The organism is Ruegeria sp. BHSB196, assembly GCF_059613135.1.
The window spans coordinates 287,618-308,189 of the sequence record NZ_JBXWRY010000001.1 but is presented as its reverse complement, the minus strand read 5'-3'; the positions used below and the strand labels follow the sequence as shown (position 1 = coordinate 308,189).

Sequence of the window (20,572 nt, the reverse complement as noted above, 5' to 3'; positions counted from 1 at the left end):
ATGGGCGGCATCGACAAGCTGCTGGAAACCGTCGATGGCCAGCCGCTGTTGCGCCGCAGCGCCGCGATCGCCGCCGACGCCGGACCGGTCATCGTCGCCCTGCCGCCCCCGCCGCATCCGCGATACGACGCCCTGCGGGGGTTGGAGGTTGAAACCGTCCCGGTGCCCGATGCGCGCGAAGGGATGAATGCCAGCCTGCGCGCCGCCATGGCCGCCCTGCCCGATGATGCGCCGGCGGTGATGATCCTGCTGGCGGACCTGCCGGACCTGACCGCCGACGACCTGCGCAAGGTGCTGACCGCGGTGCGCGACAGTCCGGACATGCGGATCTGGCGGGGCGCGACCGAAGACGGAGCGCCCGGTCATCCCGTGGTGTTCGACCGCGCGCTGTTTCCCGTGCTTTGCGCCCTGACCGGAGATGCCGGAGCGCAGGCCGTGGTGCAGGGCAATGAGTCCCGGCTGCGGCTCGTGCCCCTGCCCGGCCAGAACGCGCGCCGCGATCTGGACACGCCGGAAGCCTGGGTTGCATGGCGCAAGACGCGACGGAAATGATCCCACTGAACGGCCCGGAAAGAAAGATGGCCCGGTCGCAGAGAACCGGGCCACTTGCCTAAGAAATGATATCCACTCGTTTTCCTTTGCCTGAGAATGCTCCGGAATATTCCCGGCCAGGCCGCCGCCAACCAAACACAAGACCCCCTCGTTAACAGGGCGGACAGCATTCCCAGTATCAGAACAAAAAACTCTCGGACGCCTTCGACGTCGACAGTTCCCCTCATCTAGGCAAGTTCATGCTTACAGATTCAGACCATTTCAAACAATCTAAAATTTTCCCCGTCACTCCTTTTTGAGTTTCCGGAAGTCGCTTGATTTTAGACGAAATTCCGACTTGCTCGCCCAAAGGTAGAATGCGATTCTCCGGCTTGCTCGCCGGTTCCATCCTATATTCAAATAGAAATTATCGCATTCTCCCGGTTATCCACAGGCCTATCCGCGCGGCACCCTGTTCAACCGCCCTGTGGTGCTGCAACTTGAAATGGATAACATTCAAATCCGAGTGTTGCCATTTGGGACACAGTTTCCGGCAACCAATCCCGGTTTTTCAGCGGCATTATTCCGCTGATCGTGAACAATGCCTCATTTTTGCCACATTTCGTGAAAGGAAGTGCCGGACCGATTCGGAGCGTTTCCCATCCAGGCACCCAAAGAACGGCCTTCAATACGCACCGATCCTGACACAGTCCTATCACATATCGCACCGGAATGTGAAAATTTCTTAATGTCCGGATCAGGAACACCTCAGGTTGCACTGCCATTCCTTGTGATCAAGCCCGGGACAGAACCGGGTCGGATTACAGGAGACCTCCATGAGCATTCGAAATTCCACGAACCTTTTCCCATTCGCGCCCAAATGGGCCGGCGCGAGCGCGCTGAGCGCGGCGCTCTTGACCACGACCGCCCTGCCCGCCCTGGCCGACGAGGCTCTGGCCGACCTGATCGAAGAGGTATCCCCTTCGGTCGTCACCATCCTGGCCGAGCAGCAGGCAAGACCGGCGCCCACGGGCGGACAGGATTTTGACTTCGAGGGCCATCCCTTTGGCGAGTTCTTCAAACGCTTCGGTGCGCCCGAACAGTTCGGAATGCCCGAGTCGGGTCCGAAAGGGCCGCGCCAGGGTCTGGGTTCAGGCTTCGTTCTGGACGAGGACGGCTACATCATCACCAACCACCACGTCGTCGACGGCGCCAGCACGGTCACGGTCCGGCTGAGCGACGACCGCACATACGAAGCCGAGGTCATCGGCACCGACCCGCTGACCGACATAGCCCTGCTCAAGATCGAAACCGAAGGCGCCCTGCCCGCCGTCACCCTCGGTGACAGCGACAGCATCCGCGTCGGCGAGGACGTGGTCGCCATCGGCAACCCCTTCGGTCTGAGTTCGACCGTGACCACCGGGATCGTTTCGGCCAAGGGCCGCAACATCTCGCAAGGCCCGTATGCCGAGTTCATCCAGACCGATGCGGCGATCAACAAGGGCAACTCCGGCGGCCCGCTCTTCAACATGCAGGGCGAAGTCGTCGGCGTGAACTCGGTCATCTATTCGCCCACCGGCGGATCCGTCGGCCTCGGCTTTGCCGTGACCTCGAACATCGTCGAGGACATCGCCGCCGACCTCATGGACGATGGTCAGGTCGAGCGTGGCTGGCTGGGTGTCTCGATCCAGAACGTCAGCCCCGACATCGCCGCGGCGATGGGCCTGGAGGCCGCGACCGGTGCCCTGGTGTCCGACGTGGTCGCGGACAGCCCTGCGGACGGTGCGCTGGAACCCGGCGACGTGATCCTGTCCTTCAACGACGAGGACGTGACCTCCAGCAGCGATCTGCCCTTGCTGGTCGGCGCGGCCGAGGTCGATGCGGACAGCAAGATCAGGGTGTTGCGCGACGGCAAGGAGCAGGATCTGACCGTCCGCATCGGCGCGCATCAGATGGCCTCGGCCGACGCGGCACAGGCGGATGACGACATCTCGCCCACCTCGCTCGGCGTATCTGTGGCGCCGCTGACCGAAACGGCCCGTGCCGAAATGGGCGTCGGCGAGGACGTGTCCGGCGTGGTGGTCGTGTCGCTCGAACCGGACAGCCCCGCCGCCAAGGCCGGACTGCAGCGTGGCGATGTGATCGTCAAGCTCGGCGGCATGGAAACCGACAGCCCCAAGGCGCTGGAATCGGCGCTGGAGAAAGAAAAGACCGATCCGGCCCTGCTGCTGATCAATCGCGGCGGCAGCCAGATCTTCGTCACGGTCAGGATCGCCTGATCGGCGCCCACGCGCGCGTGGCTAATGGGGAGTTCCAACGCGCGCAAAACCCGGCGGTTCCGGATTGTCCCCCAACTGCCGGGCGGCCGGGCGCGGGAAACCGCGTCCGGCACGTGCATTTCCAACTCCTCGGATGTATATCAAGGAAAAAGGATTTCCCAGCATGAGCCGCCGCATACTGATAGTCGAGGACGACCCCGAGACCCGCGAGTTCATCTCCAAGGGGCTTTCCGAGGAAGGGTTCACCGTCGAGGTCGCGCCCGACGGGCGCGAGGGGCTTTATCACGCCACCGACGGCGGGTTCGACGCCATCGTGCTGGACCGGATGCTGCCCGGTCTGGACGGCCTGTCCCTGATCAAGTCGATCCGGGCCGCCGGGCTCAAAACACCGGTTCTGATGCTCACGGCCATGAGCGCGGTGGACGAACGGGTCAAGGGCCTGCGCGCCGGGGCCGACGATTATCTGGTCAAGCCGTTTTCGTTCCAGGAACTGCATGCCCGGATCGAGGCGCTTCTGCGCCGCCCCCAGGACACGGAGGAGTCCGCCACCCTCACCTGCCGCGATCTGGAAATGGACCTGCTCACCCGGCGTGTCACGCGCGCGGGGCGCGACATCACCCTGACCCCGCGCGAGTTCCAGATCCTCGAATTCTTCCTGCGCCGCAAGAACCGGGTCGTGTCGCGCACGATGCTGCTGGAAGGCGTCTGGGACTATCACTTCGACCCCAACACCAACGTGGTCGACGTGCACATCTCGAAACTGCGCCGTCAGCTCGACGAGGGCGGTGCGCCGCCCCTGATCGAAACCGTGCGCGGGGCCGGATACATGGTATCCGATGGCTAGATCCCAGCGGCTGCTCAGAAACTCGCGCACGCGGCTGGTGCTGGCCAGCATGTTTCTCAGCACGTTGCTGACCGCCGCGGTGCTGGCGCTGGTCTACGTGACCGCGAACCGGACCATCGCCAACGAAACCCGCTCGGTCGTCTCGGCCGAACTGGCGGGGCTGTCGGACGAGTTCGAACGCCTGGGCATGATCGGGCTGATCACCGCCATCAACCGCCGGCTGGTCAACGCCGCCGAGCGCGATGCGCTCTATCTGTTGACCGATGCCAGCGGCAAGGTTCTGGCGGGCAACATGCGGCGGTGGCCGGCCGGAGTCGAGCCCGGCAGCGGCTGGGTCGATCTCGACGTGATCCGGGCGGTCTCGGGCGAAACCGTTCCGATCTCGGCCGCCTCGATCCGCCTGCCGGGCGGCGACCGGCTGCTGGTGGGGCGCGATGCCTCGGCCCGGCGACAGTTCGACCGGGTGCTGCTGCGATCGGTCGTCCTGGCGCTGACCGCGGCGCTGGCGCTCAGCCTGCTGACCGGCTGGCTGCTGACGCGGCTGGTGTTCTCGCGTCTCAAGGACATCGCCCGAACCGCCGACGACATCGTTTCGGGCGACCTGACGCAGCGCATACCCCTGCGCGGAACCGGCGACGAATTCGACCAGATGGCCAAGACGCTGAACGAGATGCTGGACCGGATCGAGGAACTGGTCAGCAACCTGCGCACCACCTCAAACTCCATCGCCCACGATCTGCGCTCGCCGCTGTCGCGCCTGCGCCAGCGCGTCGAGGCGCTGTCCGACTTTTCCCGTCCGGACCCCGAGCGGGAACAGGATGCAACCCGCGCCCTGGCCGAAGTGGACCATCTGCTGCGGGTCTTCGCCCAGCTCACCGAGATTTCCCGGGCCGAGGCCGGTCTCGGCCGGGATCAGTTCGAATCCGTCGATCTGGCCCAGCTGGCGCGGGATGTCGTGGAACTGTACGAACCGCTCGCGACCGACCAGGGGATCGCCATGACCGTCGAAGGCGGTGCGACGGTCACGCACGGCCACCGGGCGTTGTTGTCGCAGGCCCTGTCGAACCTGATCGAGAACGCCCTGCGCTACGCGCCCCGGGACTCCGCGATTTCCGTGTCCGTGGGGATGCGAAGCGGCCGGCCATTCCTCAGCGTCGCCGATCAGGGACCGGGCGTGGACGAAGCCGACCTGTCCCGCCTGGCGCAGCCCTTCGTGACGCTGGATCCGGCGCGCAGCGAGGGCAATTCAGGGCTGGGCCTGGCTCTGGTCGCCGCCATCGCGCGGATGCATGGCGGGGCGTTCCACGCCGACAACCGGAGGCCGGGCCTGGCGGCGACACTGACGCTGGGAAAGGCCGCAGTCGCCTAGGAGGACCGATCCGCGGAAAACGCCCGAAACCTGTCCGCCACGCCCTGCGCGGCCAGGTCCAGCAGGCGCGCGCCATCCTCCGGGCTGGCCAACGCAGAATGCGATCCGACCCGGCCATCGGGAAACAGGGCGCGATGCTCGTCCGGTGGGCCATGCCTGTCGCCGGCATGGGCCGCGATGAACTCCGGCGACAGCTTCCGCGGTGGCTCCGCGGCCTCGCCCGCCGGCAACGCCCCCAACAGCGCCTGGGTGATGGCGATTTCCGATGGGGTGGCGTGCATCCCCTCCCAATCGCCATAAAGCGATCTGCGCAGCGCGTCGGCCTCCGGCGCCTCCCACCAGCTCATCAGCGCCAGCGCGCCCGGCGCCAGCCGGTCGGCAACCCGCCGCAGCGGCGCCAGGTTCGCCCCGTGGCCGTTGACGGCGAAGACGCCCCTGAAGCCCTGCGCCAGCAACCCGCCGACGACTTCGCCCGCCAACGCCTCGAACACCGGCACAGACACCGAAACCGTGCCCGGAAACGCCGTGTTGAACGGGGCGGGCGTATAGGCCAGCGCCGGCGCGACAATCGCATCGCACAGCGCCGCGGCCCGCAGCGCCACCGCCTCGGCGCAGATCGTGTCGGTGCCGATCCGGCCCATCGGGCCGTGCTGCTCGGTCGAGCCGACGGGCAGCAGCACACAGGCACCCTGCCCGAACCGCGCCTCGACCTCGCGCCAGGTCATGTGTGCCAGTTGCACCGTGCCGCTCCTCTGCTCTTTCGGTTTCGATCCGCTCATACTAGGCTCGGCGCATGGAAGATTCAGCCCCAACGCCGCCCGCCGGATCATCGCTCGATCAAAAGGTCGGCGCGGCGGTCAAATACCATCGCACGCTCGCCAATCTCACCCTGGCCGAGCTGTCGGCGCGGGCACGGGTCTCGACCGCGATGATTTCCAAGATCGAGCGCGGGCAGGTCTCGGCCTCGCTGACGACGCTCGAAGCCCTGGCCGCCGCCATCGACGTACCGCTGATCAATTTCTTCACCGGAACCATCGAACGATCCGACGTGTCCTTCGTCCGCGCCGGCGAAGGCATCACCGTGCAGCGGCTCGGCAGCGATTTCGGCCATACCTACAAGATGATCGGGCGTGCCGAGTCGAACCATGTCAGCTTCGAATGCTACGACATCACGCTGGAAAGGCCACTGGCCGCGCGACCCGTCTATCTGCATCGCGGGATCGAGTTCATGCATCTGCTCGAAGGGGAAATGATCTTTCGCTGCGGCGACCGGTCCTATCACATGCGCCCCGGCGACAGCCTGTCCTTCGACAGCAACAGCGCCCACCGCCCCGAGGAACTGCTGACCGACAAGGTCCGGTTCGTGACCGTGGTGGCCAAGGCCGAACCCAGCGATCCATGAAAAGGAACGGGGCCGCGCGGCGTGGCGCGACCCCGTCCCGTGCCTGGCCCCGGATGCGGTCAGAGACCCCATTTCGCCTTGGTGGCGTCAAAGAAGCCCTGCGCCTGTTTCACCTTGACCCAGTTGTTCACGTAGTTGATCCAGATCTGATCCTGCTGCGGCAGCAGCATCGCGATCGGCGAGGGCGACCGCGCCTCTGCCCCTTTCACGCGCACGACGGGAAACTTCTCCTCCAGCGTCGAGCCTTCGATGTTCGAGGTGATGAAAACATCGGCGCGCCCCGCCAGCACTTCCTGAAATCCGCGCGCGGGGGCCTCAACGACTTTGATCTCGGCATTCGGAAACCATTCTCGGACGCGCTTTTCAAATGTCGTGCCCAGCGTGGTCGCCACGACCACATCCGGCTTGTTGATCGAATCGTAGCCGTCGAACCGATCCGCCTTGTCCTCGGTGGTATAGGGATACAGTTCGACCGCGATGTAGCTTTCCGAGAACCCGGCCACCTTCATGCGCGGCGGCGAGATCGAAGCCGATCCAGTGATGTGATACTTGCCCGCAACCACCCCGTTCACCAGCGTTTTCCAGTCGGTCGGCACGAATTCCAGCTCAACACCCAGATCGTTGGCAAGCTCGGTCATCACATCGATGTCGAACCCCTTGTAGCTGTTGGTGGCCGGATCGCGCTGCGTCATCGGATTCCAGTCGCCGGTGGTGCCGACCTTGAGCACGCCATTGTCCAGAATGTCGTTGAGCGCCGATTGCGCCTGCGCCGCGCCGGACAGGACCAACCCCATCACCGCGACGGCGGCTGCCTTGAGCAAATGTTTCATCTCGATCTCCCGTTGGTGGCTTGTCGTTCCGGTCATGATAGACCGATTGTCGCTTGATTTAAGGCAAAGATAACTCTTAGTCTCAAGAAAAAAATTTCCCCTCAGGAAAATGTCCCAGGGAGGATGCCATGCCGGAAACTGCGATCGAGCTTCAGGGCGTCAACAAATGGTATGGCACGTTCCACGTGCTCAAGGACATCAGTCTGACGGTGGAAAGCGGGCAGAAGGTGGTGATCTGCGGGCCGTCCGGATCTGGAAAAAGCACCGTCGTGCGCTGCATCAACCGTCTGGAGGAGCACCAGAAGGGAACGATCCGGGTCGATGGGATCGAACTGACCAACGATCCCAAATCCGTCGCCACGATCCGGTCCGAAGTCGGGATGGTGTTCCAGCAGTTCAACCTGTTTCCGCATCTCACCGTGCTCGAAAACCTGACCCTCGGCCCGATCAAGGCGCGCGGGCTATCCCGCAAGGAGGCCGAGGAGCGCGCCCGGCATTATCTGGAACGCGTGCACATTCCCGATCAGGCCCTGAAACGCCCCGGCCAGCTGTCCGGCGGGCAGCAGCAGCGCGTGGCCATCGCCCGCTCGCTCTGCATGGGGCCCAAGGTGCTGCTGTTCGATGAACCCACCTCGGCGCTCGATCCCGAGATGATCTCCGAAGTGCTCGACGTGATGGTGGAACTGGCGCAGGAGGGCATGACCATGGTGGTCGTGACCCACGAAATGGGATTTGCCCGAAAGGTGGCCGACAACATGGTGTTCATGGACGCCGGCGAGATCGTCGAACAAGGCCCGCCCGACACCTTCTTCGCCAATCCGCGATCCGAGCGGTGCCGGCAGTTCCTCAGCCAGATCCTGCAACATTGAGAGCAGCGCACAACATGCGGAAAATATTCATACTTCTTGCACCGATCCTGTTGCTCTCGGCCTGTTCCAGCTCTTCGACCTGGGGCTGGTACGTGATCGACCCGCGCACCGAGTCGGGCTGGACCAATGTCAGGTTCCTGATCTCGGGCATGGGCGACACGATCCTGATCTCGCTGATCGCCGCCGCGATCTCGATCGTGCTGGGCCTGCTCGTCGCGCTGCCCGGTCTGTCCAAGCGTTGGGGCGTCCGGCTGGTCAACCGGGTCTATGTGGAGTTCATCCGCTCCATCCCCCTGCTGCCGATGCTGTTCTGGGTGTTCTACGGCCTGCCCATCGTGTTCCAGTCCATGGGGCTGAACATCCCGATCGACCCGTTCTGGGGCGCGATCATCACATTGGCCATCTCCGACAGCGCCTTTACCGCCGAAATCTACCGGGCCGGTATCCAGTCGATCCCGAAGGGACAGAGCGAGGCCGCCCAGACCATCGGGCTGAACTATGCCCAGACCATGCGCTACGTGGTTCTGCCGCAGGCGATCCGGCGCATCCTGCCGCCCCTGGCGAACCAGTTCATCTACATCGTCAAGATGAGCGCCTTTGCCAGCGTCATCGGCATGCAGGAACTGACGCGCCGGGCCAATGAACTGGTGGTCACCGAATACCGCCCGCTGGAAATCTACACCCTTCTGATCCTCGAATACCTCGTTCTGGTCCTGATCATCAGCGCCGGGGTGCGCTGGTTGGAACGGCGGATGGGATCGGACGAACGCGGCTGAGGAGACAATTATGGACTGGACCGCATTCATGGCCGAAATCGAGGCCGACATCGCCACCTACGCCAAGGAGGTGCCGGACACCATCAAGGGCTTCGGCACCATGGGCGCGGCGGCCAAAAAAAGCGGCGCGCTGGACGAAAAGACCAAGGAAATCATGGCGCTCGGCATCGCGATTGCCACGCGCTGCGACAGCTGCATTGGGTTTCACACCCGCTCGCTGGTGCGCCTGGGCCTGACCCGCGCCGAATTGTGCGAGGCGCTCGCCATGGCGACCTATATGGGCGGCGGTCCGTCGCTGGCTTATTCCGCCAAGGCGCTCAAGGCTTACGACAGGTTTTCCGAGGGCGGCTGAGGTTTCAGGTCCAGTGGCCCGACAGGGTCTCCTCCGGGCACTGGCCGACCTGACGGGACGGGTTTGCGAACAGATCGGCGATCTCCGGATGTTCCCGCAAGATGTCTCCGGCTCCCGGTATCCGCCCGGGGTCGAGCACACCACGGTCCCAGACCGCCACGCCGTCGATGCGGATTGTGGGATCCAGCACGTTCAGTGAAATCTCACCCGGCGCATAGGCCCCGCAGGTGTGAAAATGCAGCAGGCGCGGATTTCCGAAGGCCGCCCCGCTCCAGCGTTCGAAATTGGCCGCCACCGGACGGTCATAGGCACAGCCTGGGTGAATCCCGGCATGCCAGGAATGCACGAACCAGGGATCGATGCCAAATTGCGCTCCGACCCAGTCGTAGTGCCGCCGCGCCGCCCGGACATCCGCTTCGGCGCCGTCCAGACCGGCGATCCGTCCGCCTTCGATGGCAAATCGCACGGGCGACTCCAGCGGACAGGCATAGGGAGCATAGAACCGCGATCCGGTGCCCACCAAAAACCCGTGCTGCACCACCGTACCCGAAAAGCTGCCGGCCGGAACCGGCGCAAAGACCAGCATCGGAAACCGGGTGACGGACACATCCGATGCGGTGTCCGGAAAGCGCGCGCCCGGCCCTTTGAAATCCGTTCCCAGCGGGCAGGAGATGTGGATTTCCCCTGCCTCTTCCAGCATGGCGTTCACCACATCCTTGAGCGCCACGAAACCGCGATGGTTTCCGCGCCCGAACCCCGAGGCGAGCAGCCCTCCATCCAGCGCATAGCACATGATCGGACTGATCCCGGCCATGCCGGAATTGAACCGGATCTGGTCGCCGTACCGCGCCAGGAACAACGTCCGGTCCACCCGTTTCATCCGGTCGATCAGTGCCGCATCCGGATGGGCCCCGTCGGGACAGACCGGAACCTCCTCGGTTTCAACCGCGATGCCCAACGCCCGCGCCCGCGCGACCACCGCATCGACAAGGCCCGCGTCGTAGTAGTCCTCGTCGGGCGCCTCGTGCAGAACCAGCACGCGATCCCCTGCAGACAAGCCCGCGCAAGTCCGCAAGAGGTTGTCCGCACCGGCCTGAAGGTCTGGTTCCATTCCGCGCCCCCGCGTTTCGTGGTTGCCGCCCGACCCTAACGCCGGGATCGCGCCTGGCGCCAGAGAAATTTACTACCAGTAGAAATTTTTCATGGCGTATCGGCACTCAATTCCCCTACCTTCTGGGAAAACAGCACGGAGACCCGCATGAGCGCCTGGATTCGGATGATCGGAGATGACGAGGCCAGCGGCCGCCTGAAAGACCTGCTCGACAAGGCGCGCACGCCGCACGGCACGGTGGACACCGTCATGCGCGTGCACTCCCTGCGGCCGGAGACCATGAACGGCCATGTCACGCTCTACCGTTCCGTCCTTCATTCCGACGACAACACGCTGCCCTTCTGGTTTCTCGAAGTGGTCGCCTCCTACACTTCGATCCTGAACGACTGCACCTATTCGCTGACCCACCACTTCATGAACGTGCGCAATCTGCTGCGCGATCAGGACCGCAGCGACCGGATCTTTCTGGCCCTCAAGGCGCACCGGCCCGAGGATGTCTTCGACGGCAAGGAACTGGCGCTGCTGCGCTATGCCGCCAAGCTGACGACGGATGTCGGCAAGATGGTGATCTCGGATTTCGAGGCGCTCAAGATCGCCGGCGCGACCGACGAGGAAATCCTCGAGGTCAATCAGGTCTGCGCCTATTTCAACTATTCCAACCGCCTGCTCAACGGGTTGGGCTGCACCACCGAGAACGACGTGATCGGCTATTACAAGGGCGACGACTGAGCTCCGGTCTCAGCCCAGCACCGCCGGCAGCGCCGCATAGCCCCGGAACCGCATCCGACCGCCCCGCACGCGCCCGTCCAGCAGGCGATAGCGCGGGTAGCGGGACAGCAGCCGCCCGATGGCGACGCGCCCCTCCATCCGCGCCAGGGTCAGGCCGACGCAGACATGCGGCCCGCCCGCAAAGGCCAGATGCCGGTTCGGCTTGCGCGTGATGTCGAACCGGGCGGGATCATCGAACACCGCCGGGTCGCGATTCGCCGCGCCGATGCACAGGTGCAGGTTGGTGCCCTTGGGCACCCGCATCCCGTCCAGCTTGATCTCGGCGGTGGTCTCCCGGTTGCCCAGCTGGTTGGGCGAGCGGTATCGCAGGATTTCCTCGACCGCCGGCGCGATCAGTTCGGGATCGTCCAGCAGCCGCTGTTTCTGGTTCGGGTGATCGTTCAGCAGGGCCAGGCCGTTGCCGATGAGGTTCGTGGTGGTCTCATGCCCGGCGTTCAGGATGAAGATGCAGTTCTGCAAGAGCTCGATTTCACTCAGCTTCTCGTCCGCGCCCTCGCCCCAGATCAGCCGCGTCAGGACATCGGTTTCCGGATCGCCGGGACGGGCGCGCCGCCGCGCCACCAGATCCTCCAAATACGCCTTGAACTCTTCGACCGCCCGGTGCCCGCGCGCCAGCTGATCCTCCGTCAGCGCCGGCTCCAGCGCGCCGAGAATGGCCAGCGACCAATCGCGCAGCGGCGCGCGTTCCTCCATCGGAACATCCAGCAGGTTGCCGATGATCTGGATCGGGATGGTCGAGGCGAAATCCTCGATCAGATCCACCCGGTCCCTGCCCTCCATCGCATCCAGCAGATGATCGACGGTCGCGATCAGCCCCGGCTCCATCCGGGCGATGGCGCGCGGCGTCAGCGCCGAGGTCATGATCTTGCGCACCCGCGTGTGCAGGGGCGGATCGGAAAACACCAGCGAGGTGGTGTGATGTTCGAACAGCGGAGAGCCGACACCGAATTTCGGCCCGAACATCGCCTTCTTGTCCGAGGAATAGAGCGTCGTGTCGCGATAGATCCGGTCCAGATCCGCGTGACGGCTCAACAGAACCGAGCCGTCCGGCTGCGGCAGCACCGGCGCATGTTGCAGAAGCGCGTCATAATAGGGGAACGGGTTTTCAACGAAGCCCTCGGGCGGATCGGTCAGATCCAGCCGCCGTGCCGCCGCCGCGATGTCCAATGCGTTCATGTGGCCTCCCTGCCGGTGTCACGATCGCGCGCTCCCGGTGTCTTGGGTATCCCAGCCCGTGGGCACGGGCAAGCCGCGCGGCCGGGTGACACCGCCCGCCGGCGGCGCTAGAAACGGTCCATGGCCGACCCCGTCTCCTCGATCCGCAACCTCGGCCCCGCCTTCGAGCGGGCCTGCGCCCGCGCCGGCATCCGTTCGGCGCAGGAATTGCGCGATCTGGGACCGGACGAGGCCTATGCGCGCGTGATCAGGGCGGGAACGCGCCCGCATTTCATCGGCTACTACGTGCTTGTCATGGGGCTGCAGGGCCGACCCTGGAACGACTGCAAGGGCGACGAGAAACAGGCGCTGCGCCAACGGTTCGACCGCATCAAGGCGCGTGTGGCCGCCGCACCTGACTCGCGGATCCTGGCCGAGCTGGACGCCATCGGGGTGCGCGTCGCCCCCACGGATCTCAGGCCCGACAACGACTAAGGCCGCGCCATATCTCAGGCGCGGCCCAGGTCTTTCGTCAAACGGGCGGCTCAGCCGACCAGTTCGATGCCCGAGAAGAAATAGGCGATCTCGACCGCGGCGGTTTCCGGCGCGTCCGACCCGTGGACCGAGTTTTCGCCGACCGATTCCGCGAATTCCGCGCGGATGGTGCCGGGGGCCGCGTCGGCGGGGTTGGTCGCGCCCATCACTTCGCGGTTCTTGGCGATGGCGTTCTCGCCTTCCAGAACCTGCACCACGACCGGGGCCGACGACATGAACTCGCACAGTTCGTCGTAGAACGGGCGCTCCTTGTGCACTTCGTAGAACTTGCCGGCCTGTTCCTTGGTCATGTGGATGCGCTTCTGCGCGATGATGCGCAGGCCCGCTTCTTCCAGCTTGGCGTTGATCTTGCCGGTCAGGTTGCGACGGGTTGCGTCGGGCTTGATGATCGAAAAGGTGCGTTCCAGTGCCATCGGCGAACTCCTGTGATGAAAAACCGGGCAATCGCCCGGCCCGCTGTGGTTTGCCGCCCCGATAACATGGGCTTGGGGCGGGATAAAGGGGGAATGCGGCCGCCGTCCGGGCAAGCCGCCGCGCCTGGGCTTTACTATTCTGACTATTATTGTCAGTTATTTGATGCGTGAACAGAATCACCGCAACGAAAGAGGAAAATGCCATGAAACTGAAACTCGCCCTGACCCTGAGCGCGGTCGCCGCCCCCGCCCTGGCCGACATTACGGCCATGCCGCTGAACTACGACGTGTTCGAAACCGCCGTCGCCCATGCCGATCTTGAGACCTGCCCCAAGGAGCTGCCGCAGGAAGGCGCCTTTTGCCGGGCCACGATGCACCATGACGAATTCCATGTATTCGCCTTCAGCGAAGAGGGCGACAATCCGTTGATCGGGTTCGCCTCCTATCCGTTCGAAGTCTTCGCCAAGCAGATGAACTGACCGCTTTCCGCCAGCCGCCTCAGATCCCGGGCAAGGGATCGCGCAGGTCCACCCGGCGCACATAAAGCACCGACAGCAAGCCGAGAAAGCTGCAAACAAACATCATTCCGAGCACCGCGAACGGCGCGTTCTGCGCCGTCACCATGACGCCCGTGAGCGAGGTCAGGACTGCCCCCAGGGCCACGGTCATCGCGCCGGACAGGCCGGCGGCGCTGCCGGCAAGCCGGGGACGGACGGACATGAGCCCGGCCGAGGCATTGGCATTCGTCAGGCCATTGCCGAAGCCGACGAAAACGGCCGAGCCGAAAAAGACCCAGACCGATCCCAAGTCGGCCAGGAACAGCAGCAGACCGCATAAAGGCCCCGCAGAGGCGACAACCCGCCCGATCAGGATCATCGTGGTCAGGCGAGTCCTGGCCGCGATCCGTCCGGTGATGAAGTTCCCCACCATGAAGCCGCCGGTGATGATCCCGATCCCCAGACCCAGCAGGGCCGGGCTCAGATCGAACCACGCCGCCGCCACCAAGGGCGCGCCGGTGATGAAGCTGTAGAACCCGCCGATCGAGAAGGCCGCGCACAGGGCATAGCCCCAGAACCGGCGCGCGCGGAACAGATGCGGGTACTCGCGCAACTGCGCGCCAAAGGTCGAGGACGGGTTGGAATTGGTTTCGCCCATGTCCACCCATACGAGCGCCAGTATCCCGGCCCCCAGAACGGAATACAGGACAAATCCCGCGCGCCAGCCGAACAGCATGTCCAGCGCGCCGCCCAGCATCGGCGCCAGCGCCATGGCCATTGTCACATAACCCAGCCTGCTGGCCGCCTCGTTGGGCGCGTACATGTCCCGGATCGACGCGCTGGACAGAACCGGCCCCGCGACCACGGCCGCCTGCAACAGGCGGAAGCCAAGAAAGACCCAGATCGACCCGGCCAGGACGCATCCCACCGAGGCGCAGGCGAAGACTGCCATGCAGATCAAGAGGACGGGCCTGCGTCCGAACCGGTCCGACAGCGGTCCCATGATCATCTGCAGCACCGCGGACACCGCCAGGTAGCCGGCCACCGAGACATTCACCAGGGCATAGTCGACCTGGAAATCCACCCCCATCCGCGCCAGCGACGGCAGGAACATGTTCAGCGACAGCACCGACAGGGCAGTGGCGAACACCAACGTGACCAGGGAAGGGGGCGATTGAGCCGCGCGCATCGAAAAACCGCAAAGAAATGCCGACCCGAGCAGCGCTAGCACATCGCCCTCGCGTTGAACATGCCAAGCCGCTGGCGGCGTCATGCGCGCTCTGTTAAGAGCGGCCGCATGTTACGGATCGAGAACATCTCCTATGCGGTCGAGGGCCGCCCGCTGTTCGACGCGGCCAGCGCCACCATTCCGACCGGCCACAAGGTCGGGCTGGTGGGCCGCAACGGGACCGGCAAGACCACCCTGTTCCGGCTGATCCGGGGGGAGCTGGCGCTGGAATCCGGCGACATCGCCCTGCCCCGCCACGCCCGCATCGGCGGCGTCGCGCAAGAGGCGCCGGCCACGCAGGACTCGCTGATCGACACGGTGCTGGCCGCCGATACCGAGCGCGCGACCCTGCTGGCCGAGGCCGAGACCGCCACGGACCCGGCCCGCATCGCCGAGATCCAGACCCGGCTTGCGGACATCGACGCCTGGTCGGCCGAGGCGCGCGCCGCGGCGATCCTCAAGGGGCTGGGCTTTGACGACCACGAACAGCAGATGCCCTGCGCCGCCTTCTCGGGCGGCTGGCGGATGCGGGTGGCGCTGGCGGCGGTGCTGTTCTCGCAGCCCGACCTGCTGCTCCTGGACGAGCCGACCAACTATCTCGACCTCGAAGGCGCGCTGTGGCTGGAAAGCTACCTTGCCAGGTATCCGCACACGGTCATCATCATCAGCCACGACCGCGACCTGCTGAACCGCGCCGTGGGCGCGATCCTGCATCTCGAAGACCGCAGGTTGACGCTCTATCAGGGCCCCTATGACCAGTTCGCCCGCCAGCGCGCCGAGAAACTGGCGCTGGCCGCCGCGATGGCCAAGAAACAGGAGGCCCGCCGCGCGCATCTGCAATCCTACGTGGACCGGTTCCGCTACAAGGCCGACAAGGCCAAACAGGCGCAGGCGCGCCTCAAGGCGCTGGCCCGGATGCAGCCCATCACCACCCCGCAGGAGGCCGCTCTGCGCGCCTTCACCTTCCCCGAGCCGGAAGAGATGGCGCCGCCGATCATCCACCTCGAAGGCGGCGTCACCGGCTATGGCGACACGGCCGTGCTGCGGCGGCTGAACCTGCGCATCGACCAGGACGACCGCATCGCGCTCCTGGGCAAGAACGGGCAGGGAAAATCGACGCTGGCGAAACTGCTCTCGGACCGGCTGCCGCTGATGGCCGGCAAGATGACCCGCAGTTCCAAGCTGCGCGTCGGCTACTTCGCCCAGCATCAGGTGGACGAGCTGCGGGTGGACGAAACCCCGCTGGATCACCTGCGCCGCCTGCGCCCCGGCGAGGCCCCGGCGAAATGGCGCGCGCGCCTGGCCGGGTTCGGGCTGGGCGCCGACCAGGCGGAAACCCAGGTCGGCCGGCTGTCGGGCGGGCAGAAAGCGCGCCTGTCGCTGCTGATCGCCACGATCGACGCGCCGCATATGCTGATCCTCGACGAACCCACCAACCACCTCGACATCGAAAGCCGCGAGGCGCTTGTCGAGGCGCTGACCGACTATTCCGGCGCGGTCATCCTCGTCAGCCACGACATGCACCTGCTCGGCCTCGTGGCCGACCGGCTGTGGCTGGTCTCGGACGGGACGGTGAAATCCTTCGACGGCGATCTGGAGAGCTATCGCGACCTGCTGCTGGCGCGGGACAAGCCGGAACCCAAGGCAAAGCCGGCGCAACGTCCCAGACGCCCCGCGCGCGACCCGATCCTCGCGCTGCGCGCCGAGCTGCGCAAATGCGAGGAGCGGCTGGAGAAGCTGACGGACATGCACGAAAAGCTCTCGGCCAAGCTGGCCGATCCCACACTCTACGAGGACCGCAGACGCGCCGACCTCGAAACCTGGAACCGCAAGTTCGCCGAGGTGGTCGAGGCCATGCAGCGTGCCGAGGCCCTGTGGGTCGAAGCCGCCGAGAAACTCGAACAGGCAGAGGCGACGGCATGAGCAGTCCCGTGCGCGACACCCTTGCAATGATCGCGGGCATGAACCCGCACCTGCAGGACGGGGTATTTGCCTTCGTCACCTGGCCGGACGGGCGGGACTGGCCCAAGGGGACGCTGGCGAGTATCCGGGAAGCCGAGGGCCAGTCGCTGATCGTTCCGATCACGGATGCGCCGGACGGTGCCCTGCCGATGCGCTGCATCACGTTGCAGGTGCATTCGGCGCTGGACGGCGTCGGATTGACGGCGGCGGTGTCGTCCGCGCTGGCGCAGGCCGGCATCCCGGCCAACATGGTTGCGGGCAATCACCACGACCACGTTTTCGTACCGGCCGACAAGGCCGAGCAAGCGCGCGCCGTTCTGACGCGCCTGCAGGAGGACACGGTCTGATGATCGACACGGCATTTCTGGTCACGGCCTTCACCACCCTTTTCGTCGTCATCGATCCGCCGGGACAGACCCCCATCTTCATGGCGCTGACCCAGGGCATGACGGCCCGCCTGCGCCGCAGCATCGCCATCCGCGCCTGCCTGACCTCCGCCGTGATCCTGGCGATGTTCGCCGCCTTCGGCGAGGCGGTGCTGGGCTTCGTCGGAATCTCGATGGCGGCCTTCCGGGTCGCCGGCGGCGCACTGCTGTTCCTGACCGCCCTCGACATGCTGTTCGAACGCCGCAACAAGCGGCGCGAGGACCGCGCCGAAGAAGGAGATCACGCCGATCCGTCCGTGTTTCCCCTGGGCATTCCGCTGATCGCAGGGCCCGGCTCGATCGCCACCATGATCCTGCTGGCGGGCCAGCAGCCGGGCCTCGAAGGTCTCGCCGTGGTGATCGGCGTCATGCTGACGGTCATTCTGGTGGTCTTCCTGCTCTACCTCTCGTCCGGGATTCTGGGCCGACTGCTGGGCAAGACCGGGCTGAACGTCGTCACCCGGCTCCTGGGGATGCTGCTGGCGGCGCTTTCGGTCCAGTTCATCCTCGACGGGCTCAAGACCTTTGGTTTCGCGGCCTGACCCCCCATATTCACATCAGGTCAGGAAGAAAGGGGGCCGACATGGACGGAGACAACATCGCCCGCATCGTCTATCTGGTCCTGCTGGGATCGGCCGTCCTGATGTGGTTCGTCACCCACAACCGGGAAAATCTCAGCCGCACCATGCAGCAGGCGCTGGCCTGGGTGCTGATCTTCATCGGCGTGATCGCCGCCGTCGGGCTGTGGGAAGACGTGCGCAGCACGGTCGGCCCCACGCCGCAGATGACCGTGACCGACAACGCCATCGAAGTCCCGCGCGCCGCGGACGGGCACTATTACCTGCAGCTTCTGGTCAACGGCAAACCGGTGACGTTTCTCGTCGATACCGGCGCGGGCCAGGTCGTGCTCAGCCACCGCGATGCCGAACGCGTGGGCGTGGACATGGACAGCCTGAACTATTTCGGCCGCGCGCTGACCGCCAACGGCGAGGTGCGCACCGCGCCGGTGCGGCTGGACAGCATCGCCCTGGGACCGTTCGACGACACCGGCGTGACTGCCTGGGTCAATCAGGGTGACATGGACATCTCGCTTCTGGGCATGGAGTATCTTCAGCGGTTCTCGAACATGAGCTTTTCCGGCGGCAAGATGATCCTGGCGCGCTGACGCGGTTCGGGCCGGATCGCCGGTCAGGCTTCGGCCTTCTTCTCCCAGCGGCCCGACTCCTCGGACCAGTATTGCGCCGCGCATCCGGCCCCGGTCAGCGCCTTCCATTGTTCGCGCGCGCCCTGCACCGCACCCGGATCGGTGCCGTCGAACAGGATGCAGACCCGCTGCAGCGCCTCGACCTCGGCCGGCTCGACCGCAGCGCCGTCGATGGCCATGACGCAATCCGGCGCGTTCGCGGCCTGCGCGTCGGTCGTCAGAAGGATCGGCTGCATCCGATCATGCGGACCGCCCGCAATCCCGTGCGGCAGGAACGCCTCTTCCGGCCCCAGCCACAGCTTCTCGTCCAGCCAGTCCAGCCGCGCCCGGTCGGTGCCGCGCACCGCGATCCGCCACCCGGCCTGCCGCGCCTTGTCGAGGAGAACCGGCAGGGTCTCCTCGATCGGGTGGCGGGTCAGGTGATAGAAATAGGCCGCGCCCATCTTCAGGTCTCGAAATTGTCCTGTATCAGCCGGTTCAGCGCCCGCACGCCCCAGCCCGTCGCCCCCTTGGGCGCATAGTCGGTCTCCTTCGACACCGAGGCGACGCCGGCGATGTCCAGGTGAATCCAGGGCGTATCCTCCTTGACGAACCGCTGCAGGAACTGCGCCGCGGTGATCGACCCTGCCGGACGACCGCCCACGTTCTTCATGTCGGCGATGCGCGATTTCAGCATCTCGTCATAGGCCTTGCCCAGCGGCATCCGCCACGCGCCTTCGTCCTCGGCCCTGGCGGCCTTCAGGAAGGCGTCGCAGAAGGTGTCGTTGTTCGAGAACACCCCGGCATTCTCATGCCCCAGACCGATGATGATGGCCCCGGTCAGGGTGGCCAGATCGATCAGGCCCACGGGGTTGAACCGCTCCTGCGCGTACCACATCACGTCGCACAGCACCAAACGGCCCTCGGCATCGGTGTTGATGATCTCGACCGTGTCGCCCTTCATCGACTTCACCACGTCGCCGGGGCGCGAGGCGCGGCCCGAGGGCATGTTCTCGACCAGCCCGACCAGCCCCACCACATTGGCCCGGGCCTTGCGCAGGGCCAGCGCCCGCATCGTGCCCGCCACCACGCCGGCGCCGCCCATGTCCATGGTCATCTCTTCCATGCCCGAGGCCGGTTTCAACGAGATGCCGCCGGTGTCGAACACCACGCCCTTGCCCACAAGCGCCAGCGGCGCGTCATCCTTGTCGCCGCCCTGCCACTGCATCACCACCACCTTGGACGGGCTGTCCGAGCCCTGCCCCACGCTCAGCAGCGTGCGCATGCCCAGCTCGGCCAGTCGGTCCTCGTCCAGCACCTCGACCTCGAGCCCCAGCGCCTCCATTTCCCTGAGCCGGTCGGCGAATTCGGTGGTGGTCAGCACGTTGGCCGGTTCGTTGGTCAGATCGCGGGTCATGTGCACGCCCTCGGCCACCGATCGCAGCGGCGCATAGGCGGCCTCGGCCTCTTCGGCCCTGGAATGGCAGATCAGAACGTCGCCGCGATCCTCGGCATCCTCGGTCTTGTGGGCGTCGAAGGTATAGCTGCGCAGGGCTATGCCCAGCGCCAGACCCTCGATCCGGGGCTGGTTGCCGGCCATGACCAGCAGGCTCTTGCCCTCGGCCGCCTTGGCCAGCGCCGCCCCCGCCTTGCGCAGCTGATCCGCGTCCGCGCGGCGGTCCAGAACCAGCACGTCCAGCGCCTCGGCGGACATCCCTGCCGGCCAGGCCATCGAGATCACCTGACCCGGCTTGGCCTTCTCGAACCGCGCGCTGCCGATCAGCCGGGCCACGGCGCCCTTGGTCAGCTTGTTCGCGCGCCGCGCCGCCGGGTCCATCTTGCCTTCGGGCGACACGATGATTGCCACGCGGCCTTCGGCCGTGGCCATCCTGTCGAGGTCGGTGGGCTGGAATCGGATCTGGATCGGACTGCTCATCATTCGCTCCTCAACTGTCGGTCCGCCAACAGCTATCGCGCCGCGGCCCGCTTGACCAGATAGCAG

General features: G+C 65.5%; 23 protein-coding genes. 15 read left to right on the top strand and 8 right to left on the bottom strand.

Translation table 11 applies throughout. The annotated features are described in order from the left end of the window. The 4 genes from AC2FNJ_RS01575 to AC2FNJ_RS01560 all read left to right on the top strand — a co-directional run. The coding region (locus tag AC2FNJ_RS01575) for a nucleotidyltransferase family protein (protein WP_496761859.1) at window positions 1–552 on the top strand (552 nt) is incomplete at its 5' end. Between the two features lie 815 nt (window positions 553–1,367). Next, window positions 1,368–2,810 carry a Do family serine endopeptidase gene (locus AC2FNJ_RS01570; protein ID WP_496761858.1) on the top strand — a complete coding sequence of 481 codons (1,443 nt, stop codon included), beginning with the start codon at window positions 1,368–1,370 and terminating at the stop codon, window positions 2,808–2,810. Between the two features lie 163 nt (window positions 2,811–2,973). Continuing rightward, entirely contained in the window at window positions 2,974–3,654 is a 681-nt protein-coding gene (locus AC2FNJ_RS01565) for a response regulator transcription factor (RefSeq protein WP_496761857.1), read from the top strand. Continuing rightward, a complete protein-coding gene (locus AC2FNJ_RS01560) occupies window positions 3,647–5,023 on the top strand; it encodes a sensor histidine kinase (protein ID WP_496761855.1) in 1,377 nt (458 codons plus the stop codon). Before AC2FNJ_RS01565 ends, AC2FNJ_RS01560 begins: the two co-directional genes overlap by 8 nt. Here the strand turns inward: AC2FNJ_RS01560 and AC2FNJ_RS01555 are convergent. Further along, window positions 5,020–5,763 (bottom strand): creatininase family protein, encoded by a 744-nt coding sequence (locus tag AC2FNJ_RS01555; protein WP_496761853.1) that lies wholly within the window; start codon window positions 5,761–5,763, stop codon window positions 5,020–5,022. The two genes, AC2FNJ_RS01560 and AC2FNJ_RS01555, sit on opposite strands and share 4 nt — an antisense overlap. A gap of 53 nt (window positions 5,764–5,816) precedes the next feature. On the opposite strand from AC2FNJ_RS01555, the gene AC2FNJ_RS01550 reads away from it, so the two are divergent. Next, complete coding sequence (locus AC2FNJ_RS01550; RefSeq protein WP_496761851.1) at window positions 5,817–6,425, top strand: helix-turn-helix domain-containing protein; 609 nt, start codon at window positions 5,817–5,819, stop codon at window positions 6,423–6,425. A 59-nt stretch (window positions 6,426–6,484) separates the two neighbouring features. Here AC2FNJ_RS01550 and AC2FNJ_RS01545 read toward each other — a convergent pair whose 3' ends face one another. Beyond that, window positions 6,485–7,255: a transporter substrate-binding domain-containing protein gene (locus tag AC2FNJ_RS01545; protein WP_496761850.1), complete on the bottom strand. Its 771-nt coding sequence runs from the start codon at window positions 7,253–7,255 to the stop codon at window positions 6,485–6,487. Window positions 7,256–7,383: 128 nt separating this feature from the next. Between AC2FNJ_RS01545 and AC2FNJ_RS01540 the strand changes: the two genes are divergently transcribed. Genes AC2FNJ_RS01540 through AC2FNJ_RS01530 form a run of 3 tightly spaced genes read left to right on the top strand, consistent with a single transcriptional unit; the run spans window position 7,384 to window position 9,252 of the window. After that, window positions 7,384–8,124, top strand: a complete 741-nt coding sequence (locus tag AC2FNJ_RS01540; RefSeq protein WP_496761849.1) for an amino acid ABC transporter ATP-binding protein — start codon at window positions 7,384–7,386, stop codon at window positions 8,122–8,124. 14 nt (window positions 8,125–8,138) lie between these two features. Next, window positions 8,139–8,900, top strand: coding sequence for an amino acid ABC transporter permease (locus tag AC2FNJ_RS01535; protein ID WP_496761847.1), 762 nt, complete (start codon window positions 8,139–8,141; stop codon window positions 8,898–8,900). Between the two features lie 10 nt (window positions 8,901–8,910). Further along, on the top strand, window positions 8,911–9,252 hold the full coding sequence (locus AC2FNJ_RS01530) for a carboxymuconolactone decarboxylase family protein (protein ID WP_496761846.1): 342 nt from the start codon (window positions 8,911–8,913) through the stop codon (window positions 9,250–9,252). A gap of 4 nt (window positions 9,253–9,256) precedes the next feature. Here AC2FNJ_RS01530 and AC2FNJ_RS01525 read toward each other — a convergent pair whose 3' ends face one another. Beyond that, window positions 9,257–10,363 carry a hypothetical protein gene (locus tag AC2FNJ_RS01525; protein WP_496761844.1) on the bottom strand — a complete coding sequence of 369 codons (1,107 nt, stop codon included), beginning with the start codon at window positions 10,361–10,363 and terminating at the stop codon, window positions 9,257–9,259. Between the two features lie 147 nt (window positions 10,364–10,510). Here AC2FNJ_RS01525 and AC2FNJ_RS01520 point away from each other — a divergent pair, with 147 nt between their 5' ends. Continuing rightward, window positions 10,511–11,092 carry a carboxymuconolactone decarboxylase family protein gene (locus AC2FNJ_RS01520; RefSeq protein WP_496761842.1) on the top strand — a complete coding sequence of 194 codons (582 nt, stop codon included), beginning with the start codon at window positions 10,511–10,513 and terminating at the stop codon, window positions 11,090–11,092. Window positions 11,093–11,101: 9 nt separating this feature from the next. On the opposite strand, the gene AC2FNJ_RS01515 is transcribed toward AC2FNJ_RS01520, so the two are convergent. Continuing rightward, entirely contained in the window at window positions 11,102–12,328 is a 1,227-nt protein-coding gene (locus AC2FNJ_RS01515) for a cytochrome P450 (RefSeq protein ID WP_496761841.1), read from the bottom strand. Between the two features lie 120 nt (window positions 12,329–12,448). On the opposite strand from AC2FNJ_RS01515, the gene AC2FNJ_RS01510 reads away from it, so the two are divergent. Beyond that, window positions 12,449–12,802, top strand: coding sequence for a TfoX/Sxy family protein (locus AC2FNJ_RS01510; RefSeq protein ID WP_496761839.1), 354 nt, complete (start codon window positions 12,449–12,451; stop codon window positions 12,800–12,802). A gap of 50 nt (window positions 12,803–12,852) precedes the next feature. Here AC2FNJ_RS01510 and ndk read toward each other — a convergent pair whose 3' ends face one another. After that, the gene (ndk, locus tag AC2FNJ_RS01505) at window positions 12,853–13,275 is read right to left on the bottom strand and encodes a nucleoside-diphosphate kinase (RefSeq protein ID WP_496761837.1); all 423 of its coding nucleotides are present in this window, start codon (window positions 13,273–13,275) and stop codon (window positions 12,853–12,855) included. Between the two features lie 203 nt (window positions 13,276–13,478). Between ndk and AC2FNJ_RS01500 the strand changes: the two genes are divergently transcribed. Then, window positions 13,479–13,754 carry a hypothetical protein gene (locus tag AC2FNJ_RS01500; RefSeq protein WP_496761835.1) on the top strand — a complete coding sequence of 92 codons (276 nt, stop codon included), beginning with the start codon at window positions 13,479–13,481 and terminating at the stop codon, window positions 13,752–13,754. Between the two features lie 19 nt (window positions 13,755–13,773). Here AC2FNJ_RS01500 and AC2FNJ_RS01495 read toward each other — a convergent pair whose 3' ends face one another. Then, window positions 13,774–14,961: a Bcr/CflA family efflux MFS transporter gene (locus tag AC2FNJ_RS01495; protein WP_496761834.1), complete on the bottom strand. Its 1,188-nt coding sequence runs from the start codon at window positions 14,959–14,961 to the stop codon at window positions 13,774–13,776. Between the two features lie 108 nt (window positions 14,962–15,069). Here AC2FNJ_RS01495 and AC2FNJ_RS01490 point away from each other — a divergent pair, with 108 nt between their 5' ends. Genes AC2FNJ_RS01490 through AC2FNJ_RS01475 form a run of 4 tightly spaced genes read left to right on the top strand, consistent with a single transcriptional unit; the run spans window position 15,070 to window position 18,552 of the window. Beyond that, window positions 15,070–16,923 (top strand): ABC-F family ATP-binding cassette domain-containing protein, encoded by a 1,854-nt coding sequence (locus tag AC2FNJ_RS01490; protein ID WP_496761833.1) that lies wholly within the window; start codon window positions 15,070–15,072, stop codon window positions 16,921–16,923. Beyond that, window positions 16,920–17,309, top strand: a complete 390-nt coding sequence (locus AC2FNJ_RS01485) for an ACT domain-containing protein (RefSeq protein WP_496761831.1) — start codon at window positions 16,920–16,922, stop codon at window positions 17,307–17,309. The genes AC2FNJ_RS01490 and AC2FNJ_RS01485 overlap by 4 nt, the downstream gene beginning before the upstream one ends. Beyond that, on the top strand, window positions 17,309–17,929 hold the full coding sequence (locus AC2FNJ_RS01480; protein WP_496761829.1) for a MarC family protein: 621 nt from the start codon (window positions 17,309–17,311) through the stop codon (window positions 17,927–17,929). Before AC2FNJ_RS01485 ends, AC2FNJ_RS01480 begins: the two co-directional genes overlap by 1 nt. 41 nt (window positions 17,930–17,970) lie before the next feature. Further along, window positions 17,971–18,552 carry a retropepsin-like aspartic protease family protein gene (locus AC2FNJ_RS01475; protein WP_496761828.1) on the top strand — a complete coding sequence of 194 codons (582 nt, stop codon included), beginning with the start codon at window positions 17,971–17,973 and terminating at the stop codon, window positions 18,550–18,552. A 23-nt stretch (window positions 18,553–18,575) separates the two neighbouring features. Here AC2FNJ_RS01475 and AC2FNJ_RS01470 read toward each other — a convergent pair whose 3' ends face one another. Together AC2FNJ_RS01470 and AC2FNJ_RS01465 are read right to left on the bottom strand one after the other, a co-directional pair. Next, window positions 18,576–19,034: a DNA polymerase III subunit chi gene (locus tag AC2FNJ_RS01470; protein WP_496761826.1), complete on the bottom strand. Its 459-nt coding sequence runs from the start codon at window positions 19,032–19,034 to the stop codon at window positions 18,576–18,578. A gap of 2 nt (window positions 19,035–19,036) precedes the next feature. Then, window positions 19,037–20,506 carry a leucyl aminopeptidase gene (locus tag AC2FNJ_RS01465; RefSeq protein WP_496761824.1) on the bottom strand — a complete coding sequence of 490 codons (1,470 nt, stop codon included), beginning with the start codon at window positions 20,504–20,506 and terminating at the stop codon, window positions 19,037–19,039. Window positions 20,507–20,572: the final 66 nt, after the last annotated feature.